Raw genomic sequence first — 20193 nt, forward strand, 5'->3', positions numbered from 1 at the left:
CGTTCGTAAACCTCTTAAACATTTTATTGTGTTCACTTTTGCTCGAAATACGTTTCGCTTGCTCTCCTGCGGTGCGTTTGTACTAGGATTATCATATTCAAATGTTCAGGCTCAGGCGGTTGAAGGAAAACCTTACGAACAGGAACTTCCGGGCTTACCAATCAAAATAAAAATGCAGCCCATCCCTGCTGGAGAATACCTGATGGGAAGTCCGGCGACGGAAACGGGTCGACACCCCGATGAAGGACCACAGGTAAAGGTGAAAGTCGAACCGTTCTGGATGGCCGCTACTGAAATTACGCACGATCAGTTTTTCCCCTTCCGTTTTGACGATAAAGACGCTCAACCCAAGCCCGACGCCATTTCCCGGCCTACGGCTCAATACATTGACTTAACCTGGGGCATGGGTAAAGAAGGTGGTTTCCCCGCCAATTCCATGCAGCCTTACACGGCTATTACCTATTGCAAATGGTTATGGAAAAAAACCGGAATTTTCTACCGCTTACCTACCGAAGCCGAGTGGGAATATGCCTGCCGGGCGGGAAGCAAAACCATGTATCCTACGGGTGTGCAGGCTTCTACGATGGCTCAGTTCGCCTGGTACGAAAGCAACAGTAAGGAGGCTTACCACAAAGTAGCTCAGAAAAAACCGAATGCCTTTGGTTTGTACGACATGCTCGGAAACGTCGCCGAATGGACGATGGATATGTACGACGCAAAATATTTTGAGAAACTAGCTGCCAAACCTGAAAGCAGTTTCTTCATTCAACGCACTTCACCCCGGGCGTATCACACCGCTCGCGGCGGGAGTTATCAGAGTAAAGCCGCCGACTTACGTTGTGCCGAGCGTTTAGCTCAGGTGGAAGAATGGAACCGTCGGGATCCGCAGGTACCCCGTTCCAAGTGGTGGCTTACCGATGGTGATTACGTGGGTTTCCGGATTGTCCGCCCGGTGAAACAACCCAGCCAGGAAGAAGCCGAAGCCTTCTTTGCCAAAATGCTTGGACAGTAATTTTCGTTGATAGTTATTGGTTGAGAGTGGTTAGTAAAAATTCAGTAGATGCTTCATTGGCAACCAACAACTCATTAACCAGCAACCTCAAAAGTATCTTCTAAACCAAACCGTTCTATGAACAAAGATTTTCAATCTCGCCGTGATTTTGTGAAAGCAGGATCATTTCTAGCGGGCGGACTTTTAGCCGCTCCGCTAACTTCAAACGCTGGTAATCTCTTCAATAGCAGCGTTGCCGACGAAATCAAAGTTGCCCTGATTGGTTGCGGGGGCCGTGGCTCTGGAGCTGCCGTGCAGGCCTTGTTAACCAAGCAAAACGTAAAGCTGGTAGCGGTAGCCGATGCCTTTGCTGATCGTCTGGAAAATGCCGTTAAGAATATTACCGAAAATCTGACGGCTTCTGGTAATGCCAACCGCATTGCCATTGGTGATAACAAATTCGTTGGTTTCGATGCCTACACCAAAGCCATTCCATTGGCTGATGTAGTGATTCTGGCCACGCCCCCCGGTTTCCGCCCCATTCATTTTGAGGAAGCGGTGCGTCAGGGAAAACATATTTTCATGGAAAAACCCGTAGCGACCGATCCGGCGGGGGTTCAGAAAGTATTAACGGCGGCGGCTGAAGCGAAGAAGAAAAAGCTGAACGTCGTGGTGGGTTTACAGCGTCATTATCAGAATTCGTACCGGGCTTTGTTGAAAAACAAGGCTATGATTGGAGACATCGTTTCGGGGAATGTATACTGGAATAACGATGGTGTTTGGGTAAATCCAAGAAAAGACGGCCAGACCGAAATGGAATATCAGATGCGTAACTGGTATTACTTCAACTGGTTATGTGGCGATCATATCAACGAACAGCATATTCACAATATCGATGTATTTAACTGGTTCAAAGGTGGTTATCCCGTTCGAGCTAAAGGTACAGGTGGACGCGAAGTGCGAAAAGGAAAGGACTACGGCGAGATTTTCGATCACCACCACGTAGAATTTGAATACGCCGACGGAACCATTCTGAATTCAGAGTGTCGGCATATCAAAGGTACCTGGGCGAAAGTAGACGAAATCATCTTGGGTACCAAAGGAAAAATCCTTTGCGATGACGCCAAGATCGTGGATTACAAAGGAAAACCTTTGTTCCAATTCAACAAAAAGACGGATAATAACCCGTACCAAACCGAGCACGATGAGTTATTCGCCGCCATTGCCAAAGGTGAATACAAATTCGCCGATGCCGAGAATGGAGCCAAGTCAACGATGACGGCCATTCTGGGCCGTCTGGCAACCTATTCAGGTCAAATCATCGAATGGGATACGGCTCTGATGTCAGGTTTGAGTTTGCAACCTTCTGAATACAGTTGGGATGCGAAAATGCCTTTAAATCCCGATTCTAATGGCTTATATCCAGTAGCAGTTCCGGGGGTTACCAAGTATTTTGTATAGTAGCTCTGAAAGTATTTTCATAAAACCCGTCGAAAGGCGGGTTTTATTTGTTTATATGAACTATATATTTTTACATTCATAGCCCCATTATTAGATGATTTATGAAAAGAGATTTACTCTGGATTATTACTTTTTTTTACTTAGTATTACCTAATCTGATTTTTTTATTGGCTTGGGTAAACCCTTTCATTTCTGTATTCCTATCCCTATTCTTTCTATATATTTTCTACCAACCCTCCTTATTTAAAAAGAATAGTAGTAACGGTTCTTTTACAGGTATTCACATTTTCCTATGGTTCTTAGCGGCTGGATTCTGTTATTATGCGGGGGTAGGAGGAATGCAGCCACAGGAATCTGATTATTTTAAGCATAATCTATTGATTCATGATTTGATTGTAAAACCCTGGCCTGTTTCTTATGTAAATAAAGATTATCATAACCCCATTCTTTGTTATTACCTCGCTTACTATCTTCCCATTGCCTGGATAGGCAAGCATTTTTCTTTTACTGCGGCAGAGTGGGCAGCATTCATCTGGACTTCAATTGGTTTATGGCTGGGCTTAAGCTGGCTTTTACGCATGACCCGTAGTGTTTGGGTAGTGCTGGGCGTATGGCTTATGGCTGGAATTAATTATGCGTATGATTTAATTCGATATTGGGGATTGCATTGCGGGTATAACATGAATTTTTCTTCCGATGAAAAGACATTAAATGGGAATGTGTTAGATCAATACCTTCTAAAGTATTCGCTGAATCCGGGTATTGTTTTGCAGCAAGGTAATACAGAAATTTTATTAAGGTACGAGATGCTATGGTCACAGTTATGTTTCGTTCCACAGCATTTCATTCCCGCCTTACTAGGACTCGGATGGATCAGTAAAAGCCTTCAGGAACGTAGAAATCAGGATATAGTGTTAATGGCTTCGCTGTTAGCCCTATGGTCGCCCTTTACCTTAGTGGGACTCACGCCGTTTATAATTTTTCTGATGTATAAAACCCCATGGAAAACAGTACTGAGCTGGGAAAATGCGGCAGGTTTGATGTATACCTTCTGCATAGGAAGTTACTATCTTTCCCATTTTCCACAAACCCAGGTTGGTAGTATATTTAGTAGTTTTACTACTTTTTCAAATCTTGCTTATTATCTACTATTTATCGGATTGAATTTCGGCTTATTAGTACTGGTTTTAGGCGTTACTTCATATCGGCTAATAAGAAATCAATTTTTGATTCCGCTCTCTTTAGTGGTGAGCTGGTTAATTTTGGTAAGTTTTATTTATGTAGGCTATTACAATGATTGGCTGACCCGAGTATCTGTTCCTGCTTTCATTTATCTCTATTGTATGACATGGATCATCTGGAAGCAAATCCCTGCCAAGAAGTCCATTTCTTTTTTAGGATTAAGTTTTATTATATTCTTAGGTCTATTAACCCCAGTGAGAAATTTCACCTTCTTACTTTATAATAAACTGTTGATTACTCAGCAAAATAATATAGGTTCTAACATTCGTGATCCTCATCAATTTGGAGAAGATATGAGCCGATTTAACGGAAGAAATGAGGCTGAAAAAAAAGAACATATCGAGCGTCAATACCTCGGGCAGTCGGATTCCTTTTTTGTCAAATACCTAATGAAAAAATGAAACAATACCATTAAAAAGGGAGCCTTGTTAGCGGGCTCTTTTAATGGTATTGTTTTAAGGATTATTCCACCAGCGACCGCCTGAAAAAGTCCAGTCGCTAATTTCATAGCCCAGGGCCGGAAAACGACGAGGATCGCATTCGTGCATGATGTTGTACGCTACGTCAAACACGTCTTCGGTATTGGGTTTCGAGAAATAATCACCATCGGTGGTATAAGCCGGGCGATGCGGATGAGCCGTGAGCGTTTGCGGGCTGGCATCCAGATACCGAAATACCTTTTGTTCGTCCAGAATTTTATGTAGCATAAAGCCTGAAGCTCCACCGGGCATATCTTCATCGGCTACAATCAGACGATTGGTTTTCTTCACTGACTCTGCGATGGTATGCGTTAAGTCAAAAGGTATTAAGGTCTGTACATCAATGACTTCTGCCTCAATTCCTGCTTTTGCTAACTGCTCGGCTGCTTCCAGCACAATTCGGCACATCGATCCGTAGGTAACAATGGTAATGTCGGTTCCTTCCCGAAGAATCTCAGGTTTTCCCAGAGGCAAACAGAATTCTCCCAAATTGGAGGGTAATTTCTCTTTGCTACGGTACATATTCAGGGGTTCAACAACCAGAGCAGGATCGTCGCCGCGTAATAACGTATTATAAAAACCAGCGGCTTGCGTCAGGTTTCGGGGAACAACGAAGTGCATGCCGCGTAAGGCATGTAGTAACACCGCCATGGGGGAGCCGGAATGCCACACGCCTTCCAGTCGGTGCCCACGGGTACGGACAATAACCGGAGCTTTTTGTCCACCCGCAGTGCGGTAATGCAGACAGGCCAGGTCATCCGAAAGTGTAGCCAATGTGTAGAGCATGTAGTCTACGTACTGAACCTCTACAATCGGGCGTAACCCACGCAAGGCGGTTCCAATTCCCTGACCAATGATCGTGGTTTCGCGTATACCAGTATCAGTTACCCGAATTTCGCCGAATTTGGCCTGCAAGCCCGCCATGCCCTGATTTACATCGCCGATTCTACCCACATCTTCGCCGATAGCAAAAATGCGGGGGTCATTGGCGAAAAGAGCTTCAAAATTTTTATTTATGATTTCCCGGCCATCCAGTAAAGGAGCGTCATCGGCATACACAGGAGCGACAGTAGGCACCTGCAAAGGCGATTCGTCGGACTGGCTGTATAAAAACGTATTGAAGCGTTTCCAGTTGTCTTTCTTCGTTCGGTCTAACCATTCCGTCAGGATGTGCTTGGCGGGCGAGTCTTCGAATCGTAGCATACGAACGGCCCGTTTTACGCCTTCAATAACATCGGACCGTACCGGATTCGCTTTTTGCTGAATTTGGGTCCGAATAGCCAGAATTTCATCCCCTGAACGGCTGGAACGGGCGGCCTTTGCCAGAGCTTCCAGAGCTTCGTTTAGATCGGGTTGGAGGGATTCAAGATAGGATTTCCAGGCGGCATCGCGGCCTGCTTTAGCGGCTTTGGCGGCTTCGGCTTCAATGGCTGCGAGTTCTTCTTCCGTAGCAAAGCCATTTTCAAGAATCCAGCTTTTGAACTGACGATTACAGTCCATTTCCACTTCCCAGGCCAGTCGCTCGGCGGATTTATACCGCTCGTGTGAGCCTGAGGTCGAGTGGCCCTGTGGTTGAGTCACTTCCTGCACGTGAACCAGACAGGGGACGTGTTCGGTGCGGGCCAGTTCGGCGGCTTTTTGATAGGCCTCTACTAACCCCGCGTAATCCCAGCCTTTTACTTTTATAATTTCCAGACCCGGTTTTTCGGCTGTACGCTGAAAACCAGCCAATGCTTCGGAGATACTTTCTTTAGTGGTTTGGTAACGTACCGGAACTGAAATGCCGTAACCATCGTCCCAAACCGAGAAAACTACCGGTATTTGTAAAACTCCAGCGGCATTAATAGCCTCGAAAAACATGCCTTCGGAGGTCGAAGCGTCGCCGATGGTAGCAAAACAAACTTCATTTCCATGAATGGAAAAGTCAGTAATCGAATGTAATTCAGGATTTTCGCGGTAGAGCTTTGATGCATAACCTAAACCAATGGACCGGGGAATTTGCCCGGCTGTGGGAGAAATATCAGAAGCGATATTATAGCGGGGCGTTTGCGGTAACCAATGGCCCTGCTCATCCAGATGACGCGAGGCATAATGGCCATTCATCATTCTGCCGCCCGTGTTGGGTTCAGCTTCAACGTCGGTATGAGCGTAAATCTGAGCAAAGTACTGTTGCCAGGTTAATTCGCCCAGGGCTGCAACAACGGTTTGGTCGCGGTAATAGCCTGATCGCCAGTCACCTTTGCGAAAAGCATGGGCGAGTGCAATTTGGGCCAATTCTTTGCCGTCCCCTGTGATTCCGAACTTTGCTTTGCCCATGAACACTTCCTTACGGGCTAACAAACTGGCATGACGACTTTCCCAGGCGATGCGGTAATCGAGGAGAACTTGCTCTTTAGAAAGTACAACGCTGTCAAGGGTGGCTTGTTCCATCGAAAAAAGCGGTTTGTCAGGTGAATACAAATCAGGCAAATGATTTTCAACATGAAAAGTTTGCCCTGTAACCTCGTGTTAAAAAGATTTTCCTTTAGCAAAAGGAATTTTTAAACCCAGGTACGATGTTTGTAAAAGTAAAAATAAAGGAAAAGAATCGAGCATTCCAAACGAGAGGGTTCTACCGAAAATATCCATTAACATATCATTAACACCCGACGATTTTGTGTGGGATATAGTTCCCCTTACTTTTGTTTCGATCATACTCTTGTAACCAAACCATTTTATTTCAATCTAATGAAAAAGCAACTTTTCTTCTTACTGGCCTTTTTCCTTATTTCAGCTGGTGCTTTTGCTCAGGGCAAAATTAAAGTAGACGCGGAGACGAAAGATTTCGGCAAAATTGCTCAGGGCACGCCCGTAACGCATGAATTCGTGGTAACGAACACGGGTAAAGCTCCTGTCGTAATCAGTAACGTAACGGCTTCCTGCGGTTGCACCACTCCGAAATGGTCACAGGCTCCAATCCTTCCTGGTAAAACCAGCAAGGTAAGTGCTACCTATAACGCCGCTTCTGTAGGTCCTTTCAATAAGCAGATCACGGTATATAGCAATGCAGAAAATAGCACAGTGACCATGTTCCTGAAAGGTGAAGTTCAGCAGAAAGCTGCTGCCAAAGGAGTCAGATAATAAAAGTTTACCGCTAGTAAAGGTATAAAGGAGATAAGTTTTGAACTTATCTCCTTTTATTTTGTGCTGATAGTCAGGTATTTAATGATGATTTTTCATATTTTATGAAAAAATTTAGCATCTTATTAAATCCGACTGGAAAAGAAATCCCGTATCTATAATCGGACAACCGAAACTGCTCAATGGTTTACTTCGGTAAGGCTTGAGTAGTAAGTTAAAGGTGTGGGTTAATTCATTTCCGGTACAAAGGGCTTCTCTATAGGGGCCCTTTGTCTTTTTAGGCTTATGGAGTTGAAAATTTAAAAAAGGAGATCATTATTAAAACTAAGCAGGACCTGAAATAGTATGATTAATTGAATTTTACCTCTCATCCTGTTAGTTTTGTTCAGAATATCTTAAGTGAGCTTTCTTTTGGGAAAAAAACGCATTGTTGTCGCTGAAAATGATCTAGTTGGCCTGCTCCGTGAGCGGGATCAACGTGGATTTACTATCTTATATGATAATTATTCTTCCGCCCTCTACGGGGTTATTTTTAAGATCGTCAAGTCTGAAGAAACAGCCGCTGACGTCATGCAGGAAGCATTTGTAAAAATTTGGCGAAATATCGATTCCTACGAGCGTTCAAAAGGCAGTTTATTCACCTGGATTTTGAATGTAGCCCGAAATACAGCCATCGATAAACTAAGATCTCAGGATTATCAACAAAATACTCAAAACCAACCGCTTGAGTATTTCGTAAGTGTTGTTGAAGAAGAGAATCCAGTAGAGCATCAGGTTGATGCCATTGGAGTTCGAAAAGTGGTCAGCCAACTTCGTCCTGAGTACCGCTCTATTATTGAATTGGTTTACTTTCAGGGTTATACTCAAGCCGAAGTTTCTGAAGAACTCGATATTCCCCTTGGTACGGTGAAAACTCGGGTTAAAGCGGCCCTGGCTCAACTCCGAACACTGATTACTCTCCTTTTGATGTTTTTGTATTTCACCACCTACATTAATTCTTAAAAAAATTGAATGAGCATGAAATAGTTTCGTCTGGCTTGCTGGAAAGCTATGTGCTGGGAATTACTTCGCAAGAAGAAACCACGCAAGTGGAAAAACTTTTATCAACGCACCCTGAATATCAGTCACAGGTCGACGACATTCGGGAATCACTGGAATCCTTCGCGTGGCAGCACGCCATTGAACCTCCGGTGGCTGTACGGGAGAAAGTACTAGGAAGTATTCAGGAGTTGGCAGCAGGCAAGGTTATTCCGATGACGAGGTCATCTTTGCATAATCTGACCAACCAACGTCCCGGCCTATCGGTGACCAAAACGCTGGTGTCTTCCCGTAACTGGGTAGCTGCCGCTGCGGTAATTATGGTATTGAGTGTTGTAGGAAATATCTTTCTTTTCAAAGAATTAAAGGCTTCGGAAGATATGGTAGCTACGTTGGAATCTAATAACACCCAACTGGCTAAAAACCTTGAAGTAAACAAAGCCAGCTTTATGCAGGCCCGCCAGGAAATTGCGGTATTACAGAATCCTGGTACGAAAATGATGAAGCTCCAGGGTGAACCGATTGCTCCAACGGCCTTTGCGATGTTATACTGGAACGATGCCAAACGGGAGACGTATATGGCTAATGTACAGTTACCATCGGCTCCAACGGGCAAGCAGTATCAAATCTGGGCCATCGTGGATGGAAAACCTGTAGACGCCGGGTTATTCGATCAGGCCACCAGTATGCAGAAAGTAAAAAGTATCAACGGAGCTAGTGCCTACGCGATTTCTCTGGAACCCGAAGGAGGAAGTCCGCAAGCTGGCCCAACCGGACAGGTTTATCTGAAAGGATCGTTGAACTAGTCTGTTTGAATAGGTAGTAAAAAAGGTGACCCCAACATAATGGGGTCACCTTTTTTGTTTGAGAAAATTTGAAGTGAATAAAACTTCCCGAAAGTTTAAGTCTTCTGGAAGTTACCTCTTAATGGATAAAGCGAAAAAATAATCCAACCTTATCTAACCCACTCAAACTCTATTCTTTATTTCCGCTGGAAGTCATCCTGAACGCGAACGATGTCGTCTTCGTCAGAAGGATTCGTTGGATCGGTGTGTTGCCAGATTTCGGCTACGATACCCCAGTTTTCCAGGCCAATCAGACGGTGGCGTTCGCCTTGTTGCAGGGTAATTAATTCGCCGGGTTCGTAGCTACGCGTTTCACCTTCTTCGTCGGTAGGGCTGGTCATTACCGCAACCGTTCCAGCTACTACCCGCCAGATTTCTGCCCGACGGAAATGGTACTGCCAGGAAAGACGTTTTTCGGGACCTACTACCAGAATTTTAGGGCTCAGTTTGGCGAAACCTTTCAGGTCTTCCATCTGAACCATAGGAAAATACGTACTGACAAACTGCTCCGTTTGGGCTTCATCAATAACGAAAAAACCGCCCCAGGGACGAGTCTGATCCTGAGTAGCAATAGTTAGTCCGTGGCTGGCAAGTTCGGCAGCGATTTTATCGAACAGTTCAGCTTTAGAAGTTTCAGCAGAGAAAGACAGATTCATGGATGTTATAGAATGATTAATGATAAGCTAAAGAGGAATGAGCTCTAGTTCGTTTGCAAAGTACTAAAACTTTCACGGCACCCGAACCGAACCAAGAACAGAAATTTTCAGAAAAGCCCATACCATGCCCCGTAGAGATACGATTCATTGCGTCTGGATATAAAGGCGGTTTCTATTGTATTGGCATCTTTGGTAGGAGATTGATTGGGTCTATTTAAACGATGATTTCTGTTTTGTTTAAAACGATTCCCATTCCCGGTCAGCCGCGATGATTCGCGTTTATACCAGAATCTGGAAATTTTCAAACGGCAAACGGCAAACAGGCAACCCTCAACTCACTATCTTTGATTATGCGAATACCTCAGGAAACGGTTCAACTGATTCAGGAAACCGCCGATATTGTTGATGTTGTGAATGATTACGTCACCCTAAAAAAGCGGGGGGCGAATATGATTGCCTGTTGCCCTTTTCACAACGAGAAAACACCCTCGTTTAACGTGAACCCATCCCGGGGCATTTTTAAATGTTTTGGTTGTGGCAAGGCCGGGGATTCCGTTAAGTTTATCATGGAAATCGAGGGTATTGGTTACCCCGAGGCTCTGCGTCATCTGGCCAAAAAATACGGCATTGAGTTAAAAGAAACGGAGCAAACGCCCGAAGAGGTTCAGTCGCAGAATGAGCGGGAGAGCTTATACATTGTTCTCGATTACGCAAAAAAATTCTATCAGGATAAGTTACTGAAGTCGGACGAAGGGCAATCCATTGGCCTGAGTTACTTTCAGGAAAGAGGCTTTCATACGCAGACGATCAATCAGTTTGAACTGGGGTATGCTCTCGAAAGTTGGGATGCCTTTACCAAAGATGCTCTTCAGCATCAGTTTCAAATTGAGTTATTGGAAAAAGCAGGCTTGTCCATCCGCCGTGATTTGGATGGACGGCCCGATGCCCGCGTGTTTGACCGCTTTCGGGCGAGGGTAATCTTCCCGATTCATAACGTTTCGGGTAAGGTCATTGCCTTTGGTGCCCGGATTCTCAAAGCCGATAAAAATCAGCCGAAATACCTTAACTCGCCGGAAACGGAAGTTTACCACAAGTCCAATATTCTGTACGGAATTTATCAGGCTAAAAATGCCATCCGTAATGAAGACGTGGCTTATCTGGTGGAGGGGTATACCGACGTTATTTCGCTACATCAGTCGGGTATTACGAATGTCGTGGCTTCGTCAGGAACGGCCCTGACTGTTGAGCAAATCCGTCTGATTAGTCGCTTTACCCAGCATATTACGGTATTATACGACGGGGATGCCGCTGGTATCAAAGCTTCCTTACGCGGACTGGATCTGATTCTGGAAGAAGGCCTGAATGTTAAGCTCTGCACCTTTCCCGAAGGCGAAGACCCGGATAGTTACGTTCGGAAAATTGGCGGAGAAGCGTTCAAAGCCTACTTACAAAAAACTCCGTTGACTTTATTCGGTTCAAGGCCGAGGTATTATTGCAGGACGCCGGAGACGATCCTTTTCGAAAGGCAGGCGTGATCAAGGAAATGGTGGAGAGCATCTCCAAAATTCCCGATGCCATTACCCGTCAGATTTTCTTCCAGCAGACCGCTCGGTTGATGGATTTATCCGAAGAAACGCTCATTACAGAAGCCAACAAGCGGGTGCGGGAGCGAATCAAGAGCGATAGTAAAACCCGTGAGCGGCAAGAGCGGCAACAGGAATCTCCTACGCCACCCATCGACTTGCCATCTGGTGTGAGTGGCTTTAATAGCGATGACGAGCCGGATTTTGCCGAGTTAATGGCAGTTGAGCAGGTGAAGCAACCTACCGCTCCACCCAAGCGTTCGCCTTTATCTTATCAGGAAGAAGAGTTTTGCCGATTGCTGGTTTTATACGGTACGATCATTATTGAAACAGAAATTCGGGAAGAGGGTAACCATGAGGTTTCACTGATGGAATACATGGTTGGGCAGACTTATGATCTGGAATTTGAAACGCCTGTGTATCAGCAATTCATGGCCATATTTCGAGCAGCGGATCAGCAACAGATGTATCCTGATACTAATTTTTTTCTGAACCATACCGAAGAACTGATTCAACAAACCAGCATTGATTTTGTCTCAGAACGCCATCCTTTAAGCGAAAACTGGGCAAAAATGCACGAAATTTACATTCCACACGAACGGGATTTACTCGATAAGATTGCTCACGGTTGTATTCTGCGATTAAAGAAAGCGTTCAACGATCAGCGGATGAACGAAATCAAACATAAATTGACGGTAGTAACCCAGGCGAATGAACAGGAAGAGTTACTAATTCAATTCATGAAAATGAAACGAATTGATCAGGCTTTGGCAAAAGAATTGGGAATTGTGGTAACGGGCCATTAACTAAGTTATTCGACTGCTTTGAATAAGCGGTAATGTCTGGGAGTGAATTCATCGCTACTTATGTAAAAAATAATAGCTTATGAATTCACTCCTTTTTATGACAAAACGCAGCCCGGGCGTTCAGTAGTCAAAGCTTTGGTTATTATGCTCTGGTTCATGAGTGGCATTACAGGCCTTTACACCTATTCGCTTGGGGTATGCCTCACTCCTGATATTCAGCTAAACGTCGCTATGGTGGTAATCAGCTTATATTGGGTATATAGCTTGCAGTTCACGCGAAAATTAGCTCTGAGTTTTTTGGTAACAGGCTTGTTATTACTCTGGGTAAGTGATCTGTTATGCCAACAAAATGCGGCGTTAGTACGCTGGGTTTCCATAACAATTTTTACAGTAACCAGTCTGAGTCATCTAGGAATAGCTACAGGTAACGCGAATTTCTGGTCTCTACTAAGGATACAAATCTTTTACGGGCCACTGGAATTGCTGGACTGGGTAATGAAGAAAAGAAGATAGGAGAGCTGAAAAGTCTATCATTAGAAAAAAACTATTCACTTGACCACTAAGGTTAGTATTGACTTACCATTACGAAAGTCATCTACTTAATCCGTTACCAACGTGGCCGCTGCCAGCCTTTTTGCTGGCAGCACCAGCCTCTTTTAAGATAGTAGTTTCATGGTTGAACCAACTAAATCCTACTAGCGAAAAGCTGGCCGGGCCACGCTGGCAGTAGCAGATAGAATGGTTCTGTAGACTAACTATACAAATCCTTCTATTAAGAACTATTCTAAAAAAGATTAACTATGGCTATCTAAAAGGGTGGGCATTTGTATTTATAAGTGTACTTTTGCGAAGAAGGTGTATTTAGAATATAGGGTAAGTCGACTCAAGAAATGGGGGAACTCCCCAGCCGAGCCAGGGGTTAACTATAGATGAGTCGAAATTAGTTTATCTGATGCAAGAACGAGATGAATCTTACTGGGGTACGATTAAACGGGGAATCCAGACGAGCCTGAAAGGGCTTCAAATTTCACTTCGACATTTGAAGGATTCGACCCGTCGTCGTAAACCTATATATGTAGACGATCCCAATTATTTTAAGCAGGATACCGGAATGGTCACCCTGCGTTATCCTTACGAGGCCATTCCCGTACCGGATAATGGACGCTACCGTTTGCACAATGAAATGGACGATTGCATCGTCTGCGATAAATGTGCGAAGGTTTGCCCCGTGGATTGTATTGAAATTGAGCCCATCCGGGCAACCGGTGAAGTAGGTAAGGCTTCGGATGGCTCGTCCATACGTTTGTATGCGGCCAAATTTGATATTGACATGGCTAAGTGCTGCTACTGTGGACTTTGCACGACGGTGTGCCCCACGGAATGCCTGACCATGACCAAAACCTACGACTATTCGGAGTTTGACATTCGGAATATGGTGTACCATTATACAAATCTGACTCCCGAAAAAGCCGAAGAGAAAAAACAGTTATATGATCAATTCCTGGCGGAAAAAGAAGCGGCTAAAGTAGCCAAGCCTGCTGCCAAAGCAGTAACGGAAGAAGTAAAACCCGTCGCCCGCCCGGCGTTTAAACCCGGCTTTAAGAAAACGACCGAAATCGAAGCTCCTCAGGAAGTAGAGGCAAGATTGGAAGAGGCGAAACCCGCTCGTCCGGCGTTTAAGCCTGGGTTTAAGAAAAATGTAGAAGATCCCGAAGCAGAGAAAACCGCTTCTGAGGAAGTGAAACCTGCGGCTCGTCCTGCTTTTAAACCCGGCTTTAAGAAAACATCGGCTGCTGAAGAACAGACTTCCGAACCCATAAAAGCTTCGGGAGAAGAAACACCAGCCATTACGGAGGAACCGGCTAAGAAATCGACGAGTTTCAAACCCTCGTTTAAACGAAAAGAAAGCGAACCTTCGGCGGATAAAGAGGCATCAGCAGAAGCCCTCAAACCAGAAACAGAAACTCCCGCCCCTAAGAGTTTTAAACCCGTCTTTAAAAAACCGGAAGCGGAGCCAGTAGAGCCTACGATTGAAGAATCGAAAACGGAAGAAAAACCTGCTACTGGCGGTAAAAGCTTTAAGCCGGTCTTTAAAAAGGCCAATGCTGAATCGGTAGCTCCTGAACCAGAGGAAACATCAGAAGAACCAGCGACTACCGGCGGCAAAAGTTTTAAACCCGTTTTCAAGAAAAAAACGGCAGAACCAGAATTACCCGATTCCGTAGGAGAGGCTGCAAAAGTTGAAGAAAAACCAGCCGAACCGACTGCGGGAGGGAGCAAAAGCTTCAAACCCGTCTTTAAGAAAAAGACTGTAGAGGAATTATCGGAGTTACCCGCAGAAACGAAAAATGAAGAACTGGAGGCTCCAGCAGTAACGGAAGAATCGGTTCGAAAAAGCTTTAAACCCGTATTCAAAAAGCCTGCGGCGGAACCCGTTGAACCTCCTTTACAACCTTCATCACCTGAGAACGAAGTGACGGAAGAGCCGAAAGAAGAACCCGTTCGGAAGAGTTTTAAGCCTGTATTCAAGAAAAAAGTAACAGAAGAACCTGCCGCTGAAACGCCCGTGGAACCAGCTTCCGGGGGAAGTGAATCGGATGCCGAAAGGCCTGCGGAAGAAGCTTCGAAGCCAAGTGGTGGTAAGTCTTTCAAACCCGTTTTCAAACGTCCCAAACCTGAGTAACGATGCAGGCTTTTGTGTTTTGTTTTTCATGATACTAACGCTCGGTTCGGCGGTATTTGTGCTGGTGAGTCGGAACGTACTTTATTCGGCTTTTAGTCTGATGGTTACCTTTTTAGGAATTGCAGGCTTATACGTCTTCGCTGGAGCTGATTTCCTGGCGGTTACTCAAATTATGGTGTACGTTGGGGGGATTCTGGTATTACTCGTTTTCGGAATCATGTTGACCCGTAATAAAGCCGACCGGGGTACGAATCAACCAAATACTGTAAAAACTGAACACCGTCGAACCTTTTGGGGAATTCTGGCGGCTGGTGGAATTTTCGCGATCTTATCGACAATCCTGTCGAAAGCTCATTTTCAGCGAGTTGAGCTGGATCATTACGAGGCTATCGAACGAAAAACAACGGTTCATGACTTAGGCGTTGGAATAATGACGAATTACGTTTTGCCCTTCGAAGTAGCCGGAATCTTATTAATGATTGCTCTGTTAGGGGCTGCCTATTTATCCGGTAAGGCCCAAAGTATAGGCAATAAGTAAAGAAAAAAGAAGAGGGGGACTTAGTAACTCAAAACCCTAAACTCAAAATACTGATGATTCCTTTATCCTATTTTCTGCTAACGGCGGCGTTGCTCTTTAGTATTGGACTAGCCATTGTCATCATCAAACGCAACGCCATTGTAGTACTGATGGGAGTGGAATTGATGCTGAATGCTGCTAATCTGAATCTCGTCGCTTTCAGCCGTTTTGATCCTGATTTGACGGGGCAGTTTTTCAGTCTGTTCGTCATCATCGTAGCCGCCGCCGAAATTGTGGTAGCCTTAGCCATCGTGCTCAAAGTCTTCCAGCATTTCAATACCGTCCATCTGGATGAAGTCGCAGAAATGAAAGATTAAGCAGGGTTTGAATTGAGGTTTGAGTATTTGATAAAGTTAGACTCAGTGCTCTCCGTCCGAAACTCCGTGATTAATTAAAAGGAAGCGGTCGTTAGAATCATCTCTAACGACCGCTTCCTTTTTAACTCAAAATCCCAAACACGAGACTCAAAACCTATGAACTCTCATTGTACTCTAATAGGCACCCTTACTTCCGTATGGTCCCAGTGGAGTAACATATTCGTACCGTCCAGTTCTGGAACGAAGCTTATTTCGAATAACTCCTGCGATTGAGGAACCTGATAGGCAGGAACCGTCGCCCGAAACAAATCTTTACTGGCATCGTATTCCGTGCCCCATTGCCCTGTTTCCTGATTGATTACCACTTGCCAGTTCTTAGGGCCGGGAATAGTCCAGATGGTATATTCTCCGGCTTTCAACGGCTTTCCGGCTAAACTTACGTCTTTGTTAATCACCAGCAAAGTAGCTTCATTAGCTCCTGTCCGCCATACTTTGCCATAAGGAACCAAGGCCTTGGATGAATCACCAAAAATCAATCGGCCTTTTTTGGCGGGCTGGCAGTAGTCCACCTGTACTTTCAACCCAGCCTGATTAAACTGGGCGTGAGATTCCTGACTGAATGACTTGGTATAATGTTTATAACTCCAATATCCGGTCCCGGTAAGGGTAAGTATGACGACTAGAGTAATTAATACTTTTCTCATGGATGCTGATGTATGCAAAAGGCAATGAAAGCGGATACTGACTATCTAACGTTCAAATTCCGAAAAAACGCAGCGTTCATTTGCCAGTAAAGGTAAACTTTCTTCTACCTCCAGAATCGTTTTAGCATTGTTTAATTCATTTTGATACATTTTCCGAAGTTCCTTTCGCTTGACAGCTTCCAGAAAACGCCGGGCTTCTTCGCGGGTTTCAAGTAATAAAGGAGGCACCAGTGTAGGTTGATTCGTTTCCTCATCTTTTGCCACCATCGTGAAATAACTGGTGTTGGTGTGCACTTTTACCCCCGTTTTAATAGACTCGGCGATGACACGTATACCCACAATCAGCGAACTTTTTCCAACGTAATTTACGGAAGCGAGCAAAGACACCAGTTGCCCAACCTCAACGGGCTGAAGAAACTCGACGTGTTCCACTGCTACCGTAACTACGTAAGTACCAGCGTGCTTGGATGCACAGGCGTAGGCCACTTTATCCATTAATGACAAAAGAATACCGCCGTGAATCTTACCGCCAAAATTAGCGTAACTCGGAATCATCAATTCGGTAATGGTGGTCTGGGAATAAGAAATAGGTTTTGGTTCCAAAGGCTTGCTCGTTAGGTGACACTCAAGGGATTAATTTATAAATAGACTAAATAAATAAAAAAGAACTGCTTTTGTCTACTAAATCAATTGGTTTTACCAGCATCAGAACGGATATTTGCCAGCGAATTAACAAGCTTTACGGGACATTATTTCCCATGTAATGTTCTAATATCTCTGAATCGTTTCTATTCATGAACCCCGAACTACTGCTCTGGATTATCCTTCTCCTGCCGTTCGCTGGGTTTTTACTGCTCATACTTTCGGGAAAAAGTGCTAATACCTGGGCGGGTTGGCTGGGACTGGGCTTTTCTCTAGTTGGCTTTGGCTTAAGTTTCAGCACTACTCAACTTCCGACCATTGAAGTTACCCATACCTGGATTTCAGAAGCCTTACCCTTTACCCTCCGGGCGGACGATCTAACCCAGAAAATGCTATTACTGGTGTTATTTATTGCCTCCCTCGTGCAGTTATTCTCGCTGGAATACATGCGGGAAGATTCATCCCGGTTTCGGTATTTCGCTTTCCTGCAATTGTTTGTGGGCTCAATGCTGGGAATTTTACTGGCCAATAACCTTTTGATTCTCTATGTTTTCTGGGAGTTAGTAGGCTTAAGTTCATATTTACTCATCAGTTTCTGGTATACCAAACCTGAAGCCGTGCTGGCGGCAAGAAAAGCCTTTCTGGTCAATCGCATTGGTGATGTAGGGCTTGCTTTGGGCATTTTTGGTGTTTATAACCGCTTGGGAACGCTTGATTTTACGGCATTAACCACGCCTGAATTCATCGCCGACCCTTACTGGACGGCTATCGGTTTATTACTTTTCTGTGGAACCCTGGCTAAATCGGCTCAGTTTCCGTTGCACGTCTGGTTACCCGACGCTATGGAAGGTCCCACGCCCGTCTCGGCTCTGATTCACGCCGCGACGATGGTAGCCGCTGGCGTTTACCTGCTCGCCCGGATTTTCCCTATTCTCACACCAGAAGCCCTGATCGTAATCGCCATTATTGGTACGATTACGATGGTCATGGGAGCCTTATACGCCCTGACTCAGACGGATATTAAGAAAACGATGGCCTATTCTACCGTTTCCCAGTTGGGATTAATGGTATTGGCCGTCGGCGTAGGGGCCCCCCACGCAGCGATGTTCCATTTGTTTACCCACGCCTTTTTTAAAGCCGGGTTATTCCTGTCTTCGGGTTCGGTTATTCATTCGTTGCACCACGCTGGACACGGTTTTGATGCTCAGGATGTGCGGCTTATGGGTGGGCTTCGTAAAAAATTACCCGTTACTTTTATTGCCTATACCGTTTGTGCGGCAGCTTTATCGGGCTTGCCTTTCACATCTGGATTTTTATCGAAAGACGAGATTCTGCATGAAGCTTTCCACGCAACCGCTCATTCCTGGAAACTTGTTTTTCCTGTAGCGGCTACGATTTCGGCGGGCTTGACGGCCTTTTACATGGCTAAGCAATGGCGGCTGGTATTTTTTGGAACTGGCGGAATGACCACCTTTCGTTGGAGAGTGTCCATGAATCATCCTGGTTACAGAAACTCCCGCTGGTATTACTGGCAGCTTTGTCCCTGCCTTTTCTGTTTTCATGGAATCCTTTAGGAGAACACCTGGACTTAGGCGTGGCTCTGGGATCGACAGCGGTGGCCCTAATCGGAATTGTGATGGCCTGGATTCGTTATCGATCCATTGAGCGATTGGACCAGATAAGAGATGTGCCTTTACTGACGCTGGATCAGTTATATCATACCCTTATTGTTAATCCTTTTCTGAAATTCGCTGATTTCTGTACCTGGGTTGATCGGGTTATTGTGGATGGAATCGTGAATGCCAGTGCCAAATCGCAGGTGATTCTGGCACATTTGCTAGGGTGGCTGGATCGGTACGTTGTGGATGGAATCCCAACCGGGACGGCCTATGTCGTGGGTACAGTTGGAAAAGTAACCCGTCGTTTTCAGGGCGGACAAGTGCAGTCTTACATCGTAGCAACGATGCTGGGCTTAGCAGCTTTATTAATTTGGTGGACCTGGTAATTCGAAACAATGCCTATACTGACTACACTTATATTTTTACCCATACTTGGCTCCCTGCTCTTGCTTGCTCTTCCGCAGGCACTCAGGGCTACGTATCGCTGGGTTACGGTTGTCCTTTGCGTTTTACATCTGGTCTTAAGCAGTTGGATCTGGCATACCTTTGATCCGCAATTGGTAGGGCATCAATTCATCGAAAATACCGACTGGATTACCATGGCTCTCGGGCAGTTTGGAATCGTCTCTATCGACTATTCTTTAGGGGTAGATGGGCTAAGTTTGCCGATGGTCTGGCTGACGAGCTTGGTGATGCTGGTAGGTGCCGTTTCTTCTTTTGAAATAAAAACGAACGAAAAGGCTTATTACGCTCTGTACCTGTTGTTAATGGGAACCGTCGTAGGCTGTTTTGTGGCTCTGGATTTATTTCTGTTCTTCCTCTTTTTCGAGTTCATGCTTTTGCCGATGTACTTCCTCATCGGTTTGTGGGGCGGGCCTCGTCGCGAATATGCGAGTTTGAAATTCTTTATTTACACGCTGGCTGGTTCGGTATTTATTCTATTGGTAATGATCGGTTTATACCTGTCCGTCATCGATCCAGCGGAAACGGGTCTGAGCATTGGACTGGTCTCCAACCCCTCAGAAATTACGCAAGATGTGGTTGCTCAGGTGCAAACGATGATTGCCCGCCAGCAAATCGACCCGGCTCAGTTAGTGCATACCTTTGAGATTCCGTACCTGAATGACGGTCGGAACTTCGTACCTGAATCGCTACTAAGCACCTTGGCCGGACACGAAATCTTTGGCTTATCGGCCCGACTGGTTGCCTTTCTGCTTTTATTCATTGGTTTTGCCGTGAAGCTACCCATGGTGCCCTTACATACCTGGTTACCCGATGCTCACGTGGAGGCCCCTACGCCCATTTCGGTAGTACTGGCTGGTATTTTGCTGAAAATTGGGGGCTATGGGTCTTCCGAATTGCCTATGAAATTTTCCCTGATGGAGCCATTTATTTCGCTTCCTGGATTGCGGGTTTAGGCGTATTAAGCA

Annotated in this window: 19 protein-coding genes; 15 read left to right on the forward strand and 4 right to left on the reverse strand. The window is 45.2% G+C overall.

The genetic code is table 11. The features are described 5' to 3' along the window. The first annotated feature begins 28 nt into the window (after positions 1–28). The 3 genes from BWI96_RS08680 (at position 29) to BWI96_RS08690 (ending at position 4095) form a co-directional block, all read left to right on the forward strand. Positions 29–1012, forward strand: coding sequence for an SUMF1/EgtB/PvdO family nonheme iron enzyme (locus BWI96_RS08680; RefSeq protein WP_232793651.1), 984 nt, complete (start codon positions 29–31; stop codon positions 1010–1012). Between the two features lie 117 nt (positions 1013–1129). Then, positions 1130–2452 (forward strand): Gfo/Idh/MocA family protein, encoded by a 1323-nt coding sequence (locus tag BWI96_RS08685; RefSeq protein ID WP_106636258.1) that lies wholly within the window; start codon positions 1130–1132, stop codon positions 2450–2452. A 101-nt stretch (positions 2453–2553) separates the two neighbouring features. Then, positions 2554–4095 carry a hypothetical protein gene (locus tag BWI96_RS08690; RefSeq protein ID WP_106636259.1) on the forward strand — a complete coding sequence of 514 codons (1542 nt, stop codon included), beginning with the start codon at positions 2554–2556 and terminating at the stop codon, positions 4093–4095. Positions 4096–4149: 54 nt separating this feature from the next. Here BWI96_RS08690 and BWI96_RS08695 read toward each other — a convergent pair whose 3' ends face one another. Next, positions 4150–6603: a thiamine pyrophosphate-dependent enzyme gene (locus BWI96_RS08695; protein ID WP_106636260.1), complete on the reverse strand. Its 2454-nt coding sequence runs from the start codon at positions 6601–6603 to the stop codon at positions 4150–4152. Positions 6604–6900: 297 nt separating this feature from the next. On the opposite strand from BWI96_RS08695, the gene BWI96_RS08700 reads away from it, so the two are divergent. The 3 genes from BWI96_RS08700 to BWI96_RS08710 all read left to right on the forward strand — a co-directional run bounded on the left by BWI96_RS08700 (position 6901) and on the right by BWI96_RS08710 (position 9137). Continuing rightward, the gene (locus BWI96_RS08700) at positions 6901–7293 is read left to right on the forward strand and encodes a DUF1573 domain-containing protein (RefSeq protein ID WP_106636261.1); all 393 of its coding nucleotides are present in this window, start codon (positions 6901–6903) and stop codon (positions 7291–7293) included. A gap of 411 nt (positions 7294–7704) precedes the next feature. Continuing rightward, complete coding sequence (locus BWI96_RS08705) at positions 7705–8295, forward strand: RNA polymerase sigma factor (RefSeq protein WP_106636389.1); 591 nt, start codon at positions 7705–7707, stop codon at positions 8293–8295. A gap of 5 nt (positions 8296–8300) precedes the next feature. Then, on the forward strand, positions 8301–9137 hold the full coding sequence (locus BWI96_RS08710) for an anti-sigma factor domain-containing protein (protein WP_106636262.1): 837 nt from the start codon (positions 8301–8303) through the stop codon (positions 9135–9137). A 176-nt stretch (positions 9138–9313) separates the two neighbouring features. Here BWI96_RS08710 and BWI96_RS08715 read toward each other — a convergent pair whose 3' ends face one another. Then, positions 9314–9832 carry a phosphoheptose isomerase gene (locus BWI96_RS08715; protein ID WP_106636263.1) on the reverse strand — a complete coding sequence of 173 codons (519 nt, stop codon included), beginning with the start codon at positions 9830–9832 and terminating at the stop codon, positions 9314–9316. A gap of 350 nt (positions 9833–10182) precedes the next feature. Between BWI96_RS08715 and dnaG the strand changes: the two genes are divergently transcribed. The 6 genes from dnaG to nuoK all read left to right on the forward strand — a co-directional run bounded on the left by dnaG (position 10183) and on the right by nuoK (position 15798). Then, positions 10183–11367 (forward strand): DNA primase, encoded by a 1185-nt coding sequence (dnaG, locus tag BWI96_RS23230; protein WP_369804118.1) that lies wholly within the window; start codon positions 10183–10185, stop codon positions 11365–11367. Continuing rightward, positions 11325–12221 carry a hypothetical protein gene (locus tag BWI96_RS23235; protein WP_369804119.1) on the forward strand — a complete coding sequence of 299 codons (897 nt, stop codon included), beginning with the start codon at positions 11325–11327 and terminating at the stop codon, positions 12219–12221. The genes dnaG and BWI96_RS23235 overlap by 43 nt, the downstream gene beginning before the upstream one ends. Positions 12222–12377: 156 nt before the next feature. After that, positions 12378–12734, forward strand: a complete 357-nt coding sequence (locus BWI96_RS08725) for a hypothetical protein (protein WP_157830279.1) — start codon at positions 12378–12380, stop codon at positions 12732–12734. Positions 12735–13173: 439 nt separating this feature from the next. Then, a complete protein-coding gene (locus tag BWI96_RS08730) occupies positions 13174–14904 on the forward strand; it encodes a 4Fe-4S dicluster domain-containing protein (RefSeq protein WP_106636265.1) in 1731 nt (576 codons plus the stop codon). A 28-nt stretch (positions 14905–14932) separates the two neighbouring features. Then, the gene (locus tag BWI96_RS08735) at positions 14933–15442 is read left to right on the forward strand and encodes an NADH-quinone oxidoreductase subunit J (RefSeq protein WP_106636390.1); all 510 of its coding nucleotides are present in this window, start codon (positions 14933–14935) and stop codon (positions 15440–15442) included. A 53-nt stretch (positions 15443–15495) separates the two neighbouring features. Then, positions 15496–15798: an NADH-quinone oxidoreductase subunit NuoK gene (nuoK, locus tag BWI96_RS08740; protein ID WP_106636266.1), complete on the forward strand. Its 303-nt coding sequence runs from the start codon at positions 15496–15498 to the stop codon at positions 15796–15798. A 164-nt stretch (positions 15799–15962) separates the two neighbouring features. Here nuoK and BWI96_RS08745 read toward each other — a convergent pair whose 3' ends face one another. Then, positions 15963–16502 carry a DUF2911 domain-containing protein gene (locus BWI96_RS08745; RefSeq protein ID WP_106636267.1) on the reverse strand — a complete coding sequence of 180 codons (540 nt, stop codon included), beginning with the start codon at positions 16500–16502 and terminating at the stop codon, positions 15963–15965. Between the two features lie 45 nt (positions 16503–16547). Beyond that, complete coding sequence (locus tag BWI96_RS08750; RefSeq protein WP_232793652.1) at positions 16548–17105, reverse strand: acyl-CoA thioesterase; 558 nt, start codon at positions 17103–17105, stop codon at positions 16548–16550. A gap of 191 nt (positions 17106–17296) precedes the next feature. On the opposite strand from BWI96_RS08750, the gene BWI96_RS08755 reads away from it, so the two are divergent. Genes BWI96_RS08755 through BWI96_RS23240 form a run of 3 tightly spaced genes read left to right on the forward strand, consistent with a single transcriptional unit; the run spans position 17297 to position 20181 of the window. Next, positions 17297–18718: an NADH-quinone oxidoreductase subunit L gene (locus tag BWI96_RS08755; RefSeq protein ID WP_232793653.1), complete on the forward strand. Its 1422-nt coding sequence runs from the start codon at positions 17297–17299 to the stop codon at positions 18716–18718. After that, positions 18682–19149 (forward strand): hypothetical protein, encoded by a 468-nt coding sequence (locus tag BWI96_RS22320; protein WP_232793654.1) that lies wholly within the window; start codon positions 18682–18684, stop codon positions 19147–19149. Before BWI96_RS08755 ends, BWI96_RS22320 begins: the two co-directional genes overlap by 37 nt. Before the next feature lie 9 nt (positions 19150–19158). Beyond that, entirely contained in the window at positions 19159–20181 is a 1023-nt protein-coding gene (locus BWI96_RS23240) for a NuoM family protein (RefSeq protein WP_369804120.1), read from the forward strand. Positions 20182–20193 lie beyond the last annotated feature (12 nt).

It is taken from the genome of Siphonobacter sp. SORGH_AS_0500 (assembly GCF_002838835.1).
Lineage (GTDB): Bacteria > Bacteroidota > Bacteroidia > Cytophagales > Spirosomataceae > Siphonobacter.

What these genes read in the sequence shown, in the direction of transcription:
- BWI96_RS08730 (WP_106636265.1), top strand. Translation starts at nt 13,174, where the DNA reads ATGCAAGAACGAGATGAATCTTACTGGGGTACGATTAAACGGGGAATC.
- BWI96_RS23240 (WP_369804120.1), top strand. Translation starts at nt 19,159, where the DNA reads ATGCCTATACTGACTACACTTATATTTTTACCCATACTTGGCTCCCTG.
- BWI96_RS08695 (WP_106636260.1), bottom strand. Translation starts at nt 6,603, where the DNA reads ATGGAACAAGCCACCCTTGACAGCGTTGTACTTTCTAAAGAGCAAGTT.
- BWI96_RS08715 (WP_106636263.1), bottom strand. Translation starts at nt 9,832, where the DNA reads ATGAATCTGTCTTTCTCTGCTGAAACTTCTAAAGCTGAACTGTTCGAT.
- dnaG (WP_369804118.1), top strand. Translation starts at nt 10,183, where the DNA reads ATGCGAATACCTCAGGAAACGGTTCAACTGATTCAGGAAACCGCCGAT.
- BWI96_RS08690 (WP_106636259.1), top strand. Translation starts at nt 2,554, where the DNA reads ATGAAAAGAGATTTACTCTGGATTATTACTTTTTTTTACTTAGTATTA.
- BWI96_RS08685 (WP_106636258.1), top strand. Translation starts at nt 1,130, where the DNA reads ATGAACAAAGATTTTCAATCTCGCCGTGATTTTGTGAAAGCAGGATCA.
- BWI96_RS08745 (WP_106636267.1), bottom strand. Translation starts at nt 16,502, where the DNA reads ATGAGAAAAGTATTAATTACTCTAGTCGTCATACTTACCCTTACCGGG.
- BWI96_RS08755 (WP_232793653.1), top strand. Translation starts at nt 17,297, where the DNA reads ATGAACCCCGAACTACTGCTCTGGATTATCCTTCTCCTGCCGTTCGCT.
- BWI96_RS08725 (WP_157830279.1), top strand. Translation starts at nt 12,378, where the DNA reads ATGAGTGGCATTACAGGCCTTTACACCTATTCGCTTGGGGTATGCCTC.
- BWI96_RS08700 (WP_106636261.1), top strand. Translation starts at nt 6,901, where the DNA reads ATGAAAAAGCAACTTTTCTTCTTACTGGCCTTTTTCCTTATTTCAGCT.
- nuoK (WP_106636266.1), top strand. Translation starts at nt 15,496, where the DNA reads ATGATTCCTTTATCCTATTTTCTGCTAACGGCGGCGTTGCTCTTTAGT.
- BWI96_RS08735 (WP_106636390.1), top strand. Translation starts at nt 14,933, where the DNA reads ATGATACTAACGCTCGGTTCGGCGGTATTTGTGCTGGTGAGTCGGAAC.